At 72.2% G+C, this 6,395-nt stretch carries 6 protein-coding genes; 4 read left to right on the top strand and 2 right to left on the bottom strand.

The window, feature by feature from the left end; all coding sequences use genetic code 11:
- On the top strand, positions 1 to 1,293 hold a 1,293-nt coding region (gene radA, locus VFS34_10600), incomplete at its 5' end, for a DNA repair protein RadA (protein ID HET9794903.1).
- Positions 1,294 to 1,407: 114 nt separating this feature from the next.
- On the opposite strand, the gene VFS34_10605 is transcribed toward radA, so the two are convergent.
- On the bottom strand, positions 1,408 to 2,295 hold the full coding sequence (locus VFS34_10605; protein HET9794904.1) for a phosphoribosylaminoimidazolesuccinocarboxamide synthase: 888 nt from the start codon (positions 2,293 to 2,295) through the stop codon (positions 1,408 to 1,410).
- A gap of 78 nt (positions 2,296 to 2,373) precedes the next feature.
- On the opposite strand from VFS34_10605, the gene VFS34_10610 reads away from it, so the two are divergent.
- From VFS34_10610 to VFS34_10620, 3 genes are read left to right on the top strand one after another with little or no spacing between them, the layout of a single operon-like run.
- Complete coding sequence (locus tag VFS34_10610; protein HET9794905.1) at positions 2,374 to 3,000, top strand: hypothetical protein; 627 nt, start codon at positions 2,374 to 2,376, stop codon at positions 2,998 to 3,000.
- Positions 2,997 to 3,683 carry a hypothetical protein gene (locus VFS34_10615; GenBank protein HET9794906.1) on the top strand — a complete coding sequence of 229 codons (687 nt, stop codon included), beginning with the start codon at positions 2,997 to 2,999 and terminating at the stop codon, positions 3,681 to 3,683. Before VFS34_10610 ends, VFS34_10615 begins: the two co-directional genes overlap by 4 nt.
- 6 nt (positions 3,684 to 3,689) lie before the next feature.
- Positions 3,690 to 5,141, top strand: a complete 1,452-nt coding sequence (locus VFS34_10620; protein HET9794907.1) for a leucyl aminopeptidase — start codon at positions 3,690 to 3,692, stop codon at positions 5,139 to 5,141.
- On the opposite strand, the gene VFS34_10625 is transcribed toward VFS34_10620, so the two are convergent.
- On the bottom strand, positions 5,138 to 6,241 hold the full coding sequence (locus tag VFS34_10625; protein ID HET9794908.1) for an aldo/keto reductase: 1,104 nt from the start codon (positions 6,239 to 6,241) through the stop codon (positions 5,138 to 5,140). The genes VFS34_10620 and VFS34_10625 overlap by 4 nt on opposite strands.
- Positions 6,242 to 6,395: the final 154 nt, after the last annotated feature.

Below are 6,395 nucleotides of genomic sequence, written 5' to 3' on the forward strand. Positions count from 1 at the left end.
GCGTCGGCGAAATGGATCGGCCGCTGTCCGGACTGCGGCGCGTGGAATTCCTACGTCGCGGCGTCTCCGGCGCCCCGGAAGAGCCGCCGCCCCGCGTCGCCGGCGCGGTCCCTTTCGATCTCCGCCGTCGAAGAGACTCCCGCGCCGCGGCTCGCGACGGGGCTCGCCGACTTCGACCGGGTGCTCGGCGGCGGGCTGGTACCGGGTTCGGTCGTCCTGATCGGCGGCGAACCCGGGATCGGCAAGTCGACGCTCCTCCTGCAGGCCGCGCGCGCCTGCGCCGCGGCCGGAGGAACGGTCCTCTACGTTTCCGGCGAGGAGTCGCTCCGCCAGGTCCGTCTCCGCGCGGGGCGGCTGGACGCGGTCGCCGCGGACCTCCGCGTCCTGGCGGAGACCGACCCCGAGGTCGCGACGGAGGAGGCGCGAACGCTCGATCCCTCCCTCGTGGTCGTCGATTCCGTCCAGGCGATGGCTTCTCCCGATCTGCCCTCTCCCTCCGGCTCGGTGGGCCAGGTCCGGCAGGCGGCGCTCGTGTTCCAGCGGTTCGCGCGCGAGAAGAACGTCCCGGTCGTCCTGATCGGGCACGTGACGAAGGACGGGACGCTCGCCGGACCGAAGGCGCTCGAGCACCTCGTCGACGCGGTGCTCTCGTTCGAGGGGGATCGGTCCCGCGGCCGGCGGATCCTGCGCGCAACCAAGAACCGGTTCGGCGCGGTCGACGAGATCGCTCTGTACGAGATGACCTCGGCCGGGCTGTCCGAGGTCGCCGACCCGTCGCGGGCCCTCCTGGCGGAGCGCCGGGCGGGGATGCCGGGGAGCGCGGTTTCGGCGTCCCTCGAGGGAACGCGCCCCCTCCTCGTCGAGATCCAGGCCCTCGTGGGACCGGCGGTCTCGGGCTCCGCGCGCCGCAGCGCCGTCGGACTCGATTCCGGCCGGCTCGCGATGGTGCTCGCGGTGCTCGAAGCGCGGGCGGCTCTGCCCGTGTCGTCGCGGGAGATCTTCGTCTCGTGCGCCGGGGGATTCGACGTCCGGGAGCCGGCCGCCGATCTCGCTCTCGCCGCCGCCGTCCTTTCGTCGCACCGCGGAGAGCCCCTGCCCGCCGACGCCTTCTTCATCGGAGAGATCGGCCTCCTCGGGGAGGTGCGCTCGGTGAGCGATGCGGCCTCCCGTCTTCGGGAAGGGGCGGCGCACGGCTTCCGGCGGGTCTACCTGCCGCGATCCGATGCCGCGGCCGCGCGGGAGTTTCCGGACCTGAAGGCGACGCCGGTCGCCGAGGTCAAGGACCTGACCTAGTCGCGGGTCACGAGGACAAGTCACGGGTCGGGTCCGCGGGTTCCGAGTCCGATCTCCCGCTAAAGGTCGTCGACTCGCGACGAGAAGACTCGCCGACTCGTGCCCGACTCGAGATCAGATCTCGACGTATTCGGGATCTTTTCCCGTGATCTTCCGGAACGCCTCGAGATAGCGGTCGCGCGTACCGCGCACGACGTCCCCGGGAAGGGGCGGCGCCGGAGGCGTCTTGTCCCAGCCGGTCCGCTCCAGCCAGTCGCGGATGAACTGCTTGTCGAGAGACGGTGGAGATGAGCCGGGCCGGTAGGAGCCCGCGGGCCAGAAGCGGGACGAGTCGGGCGTGAACGCTTCGTCGATCCAGACCAGCCGGCCGTCGCGGACGCCGAATTCGATCTTCGAGTCCGCGAGGAGGATCCCCTTCTCCTCGCACCGCCGCGCGACTTCCCGGTAGAGCGCCAGCGTGCGGCTCTCGAGCTCGCGCGCGCGTTCGGTCCCGAGGGCGTCGGCGAGGCGGGAGAGGGGAACGTTCTCGTCGTGGCCGGTCTCCGCCTTCGTCGCCGGCGTGAAGATCGGCTCGGGGAGCCGGGACGCTTCCTTCAGGCCGGGGGGGAGGCGGACGCCGCAGATCGCGCCTTCCCGGACGTAATCCTTCCAGCCGGAGCCCGCGAGATACCCTCGCGCCACGCACTCGAACGGAATGACCTCGCACTTGCGCGCGATCACGGCGCGTCCGGGCAGGTCGTCTCCCGACGCTCCCTCGGGGAACTTCGCGGCGTCGGTCTCGACGAGGTGGTTTTCGACGGACGGGAACCGGGAAAACCAGAAGTTCGAGAGCTGGTTCAGGACCTTGCCTTTGTCCGGGATTCCCGGCGACAGGACGACGTCGAACGCGGAGACGCGGTCCGTCGCGACGATCAGCAGGCGGTCGCCGAGGTCGTAGACGTCGCGCACCTTTCCCCGGCGCACGAGCGGGAACGGAAGCGAAGTCGAGGAGATCGGATTCACCGGCGGCGAGTCTAGCAGGTGTCTTCCGGGGGCCGCGCCGAATTGAGTTTCCGGGGATCGCTTGCTATGGTCGCCGCGATGCTCCTCTCCGCGGCCGTCCTCCTCTCCGCGCTCGGTTTCTTCCCTTCCTCTCCGACGGTCACCACGTTCCGGACGCGCGATTTCGCGGGACGTTCCTTCCCCGACGCGGTCGTCCGCTCTTCGGGCGAACGTCTCCGGATCGAGGCGTTCGGGCGCGCCTTCCTCTTCGACGGCCGCTCGTGGTACGCCGATCGGCCGCTCCGCGAGGAGGAGTCGGGCGCCGTCGCCTTCCTCGCGCTCTTCGAGGAGGGACCCGCCGTGGAGCGCGCCGACGCCTCCGGGAGACCGACGGTGATCGTCGACGTCCCCGCCGGAAAGAAGAAGGCGCGGGTCGAGTACCGGTGGGACGGGGCCGGGCTCGCCGCGGCCAACCTCGTCTTCAGCGACGGCAGCGGTTTCCAGTTCCGCCGCGAGTCGTCGGTGGCGGCGATCCTCCCGCCGTCCGACTTCGAGCCTCCGCGGGTCGTCGCGCCGACTCCCGGGGGAGTCGCGGGCACGGGCAACGGCGGGAGCGATGCCGCCGCCGTCGATCGGCTGTTCGCGCTCTCGATCAGCGACGCGGAACAGCTCGCGTTCGAGAAGGCGGGCGGCGTCGGGAGATTCCGTCCGCGGGTCCGCAGGTGAGGTTCTCCCTCGCCCGCGTCGCGCCCGCGCTCGTCGCGCTGTTCCCGATCGGGTGCACCGCCGCGAAACCGGCGCCGCGGACGATCCATCCGGCGGCCGCGCCGGCGCGGACGCCCGCTCCGGCGCCCGGCCCGGCGGGCGCGGAGGGACGGGCGTTCGCCGCCCGGCTCTTCGGCCGGGACCCGCTCGTCGCCGACGTCCGCCTCCTCCGGTACGTCGCGCTGGTCGGCCGGACCTGCGCGGGCGCACGCGCCGGAGAATGGCGCTTCGCGGTGACGCAGTCGACGATTCCGTACGCGACGGCGTTTCCCGGCCGCATCGCCGTGATCTCGCGGGGCCTTCTCGTCCTGCTCGGCTCGGAGGCGGAGCTCGCCGTCGTCCTTTCGCGCGAGGTCTGCCGCGGCGAGGCCTCTCCCGCCCGGGATTTCCCGGGGCCGGCCGGAGAGAGCGCGGACGTCGCGGGGGAAACCGCGCTCGATCTCTGCGGAGCGCGGCGCGCCTCGCAGGCGGGATATGATGCCGCCGCCTTCCTGCGACTTCTCGATACCCTGCAGGATCGTGCCGCGTCCGCGCGCGAGAAATCGGACCTCCAGGCGCGCGCCGCCGCGTATCGCGCGCTCCCGGAGTCGACCGCGGGGGGGAAATTGCTGGCCGGGCGTTTTCGAAGCTCGGCGATCATGTGAGGGAAGATGGCGAAGCTGCTCTGGCGTCCCGCTCGGAAGTTCCCGGAAACGCACTATTTCGTTCCCGAGAAGGGCAAGGCCCCCGGCGGACTCGGCCGCCGCACCCCCGACTGCCCGGGCGAGACCTTCTGGATCGACGGCGATCGCCGGCCCGCCATCCTGGTGCACCGGTACAAACCGGGCGCCAGCCTCCTCGCCGCCCTTCGCGCGGCGACCCGCCAGGCCGCGCACTCGATGCAGAAGCGGGGCACGTCCTCGGCGCTCTTCGTGTATCCCCCGGGGGCCGCGGCGATCGCCCCGGCGCTCCTCGCCCACGTCGCGCTCTCCGATTACGACTTCCGCCGCTACCGGAGCGGCGGGAAGAGACCGCGTCTGACGCTCGGGGTCGACGTCGAAGGGGCGGAGGTCTCCGCCGCGGATCGGCGCGCCGCCGAGGTCGCCGCGGAGATGGCGGAATGGGCGCGTGACCTCGGGAACACGCCCGCCAACGACCTCGGCTCGCGGGAGCTGACCGCGATCGTCGCCTCCGCCGCCCGCCGGGACGGCCTCTATTTCCGCGCGCTCTCGCCCGCGGAGATCCGCCGCGAGAGGATGGGAGGCGTGCTCGGCGTCTCTTCGGGGAGCCGCCGCCCTCCGGGGTTCCTGATCCTCGCCCACCGTCCGCGGGCCTCCCGCGGAAACGTCGTGCTCGTCGGGAAGGGGATCACGTTCGATTCCGGCGGGATCTCGATCAAGGCCGCGGCGTCGATGGGGGAGATGAAGTTCGACATGATGGGCGCCGCGACCGCCCTCGCGATCGTGCGCGCCGCTCGCCGCCTCGCGCTCCCCGTCACCGTGACGGCGCTCACTCCGATCGCCGAGAACGTGCCCTCCGGGACCTCCTACCGGCCGGGCGACATCCTCCGGATGCGCAACGGAAAGACCGTCGAGGTCGACAACACCGACGCGGAAGGGCGCCTGATCCTCGCCGACGCGCTGTCGTACGCGGAAAAGTTCCATCCGGACGCGATCATCGACTTCGCGACCCTGACGGGCGCCGTGCTCGTCGCGCTCGGCCACGAGTGCGCGGGGGTGATGGGGAACGACGACCGGCTCGTCGGCGAGCTGCTCGCCGCCGGCGAGCGCACGGGCGACCGGTTCTGGCGTCTCCCGCTCTGGGACGAGTACCGCGAGCTCCTGAAATCCGACTACGCGGACATGAAGAACACCGGCGGGCGGTGGGCCGGTACCGTCAGCGCGGCGATCTTCCTCAAGGAGTTCGTCCCCGCCGGGATCCCCTGGGCGCACTGCGACATCGCCGGAACCGCGCACTTCGAAAAGGCGAGGGCGGGATATCCCGCCGGGGCCTCCGGCTTCGGGATCGCGGCGACGCTCGATTTCCTCCGCCGCCGGGCCGGGGGACCGGGCGCGCGGCGCCGGGCTCCGGCGGTTCGGCGGCGTCGCCGGCGCGCGACCTAGAAAAAGAGAGCGGCGACCGCGGCCGGGTCCGCCGGAGCGATGCGGGAGAGGGCGAACGTCTCGCGCGCATGAGCGGGGTTCGAGACGCCGACGAGCGCCGAAGTCACGCCCGCCGCCGACCGGGGGAGCTGGAGCGCTCGCCGCGCCCCGGCGGGAACGTCCGCGAACAGCTCGTCGATCTGAGGTGGGAGGTCCGCCTCGACCAGCCTTCCCTGCAGGATCGAGGCGGACGCGAAGAGCGCCAGCCCGAAGTCCGACGCGGCCGCGGCGAGCGGCACGGTCCTTCCGCGGGAAGCCTGCGAGGGAAACGCGATCGCCTGCGGCATCGCGAGATTCACGGGGGCCTGAACGGCGGCGAAATGGTTTCCTTCGCCGGCGACGTCCCGGGCCGCCGCGGCGATTTCGGCGAGCGAGAGGTGCGCCGGGTGGGTGGCGGGCACGCGGAGAGCGTCCCACGTGGCGACGCCCCAGGCGCCGATCCGTCCTTCCTGGACCGCCTTCTCGAGCACCTCGATCGCCCGGCGGAGGCGTCCCGCGAACGCCGGCCGGCTGACCGCCTGGAGCTGGGTCTCGGGATTGTGGAGGTAGTAGAGATCGATGGTCGCGAGGCCGAGGTTTCGCCGGCTGAGCTCGATCATTTCGCCGAGGAACTGCGGCGCGATCGCGTGGCATCCGGCGGCGAGGTCGGGCGCGGAGAGGATCCCCGTGTCGAAGAACGTCTCCTGGACCTGTGCGTCGGGGGCGCGCGGATCCTGGCTGTCGTAGGGAAGGAATCCCCCCTTCGTCGCGACGAAGATTTCGTCGCGCGCGCCGGCGCCGCGCGCGATCGCGCCGGCGACCGCGCGTCCCACGGCGCGCTCGCTCCTCTGCCCGCGGTAGTTGACCGCCGTGTCGAGCACGTTCACCCCGAGCCCGAGAGCGACCCCGATCGATTCCTCGAAGCCGCGGTCGGTGTCGTCGTTCTCTTCGCCGAGGTAGGTCCCGAGGCCGATCGACGAGAGCGTCGGGCCGTCCGGCGCCTGCCGGAAATGCGAGGGCGCGGCGCGGAATCGTCCCGCGAATCGTGCCGTTCCCTCGGGAGTCGCCCGCCCGTCGATCATCGGCGGCCTTCCCGGGAGACGCGCTCCCGCGCCGGGCGCGTCGGCACGGGCGGGCGCCGCCGTCCATCGGCCGAGCTCTCGCCGTCCGCGGTTACCGGTTGTCCCTCCACGATGCGCCGCATGCGATCCTCTCCCGGAAAACGAACGTCCGAGT

This window comes from Thermoanaerobaculia bacterium (assembly GCA_035717485.1).
GTDB lineage: Bacteria > Acidobacteriota > Thermoanaerobaculia > UBA5066 > DATFVB01 > DATFVB01.

Bases quoted from the DNA above. Each gene is read 5' to 3' on its own strand.
- VFS34_10620 (HET9794907.1), top strand. From the start codon at position 3,690: ATGGCGAAGCTGCTCTGGCGTCCCGCTCGGAAGTTCCCGGAAACGCAC.
- VFS34_10625 (HET9794908.1), bottom strand. From the start codon at position 6,241: ATGATCGACGGGCGGGCGACTCCCGAGGGAACGGCACGATTCGCGGGA.
- VFS34_10610 (HET9794905.1), top strand. From the start codon at position 2,374: ATGCTCCTCTCCGCGGCCGTCCTCCTCTCCGCGCTCGGTTTCTTCCCT.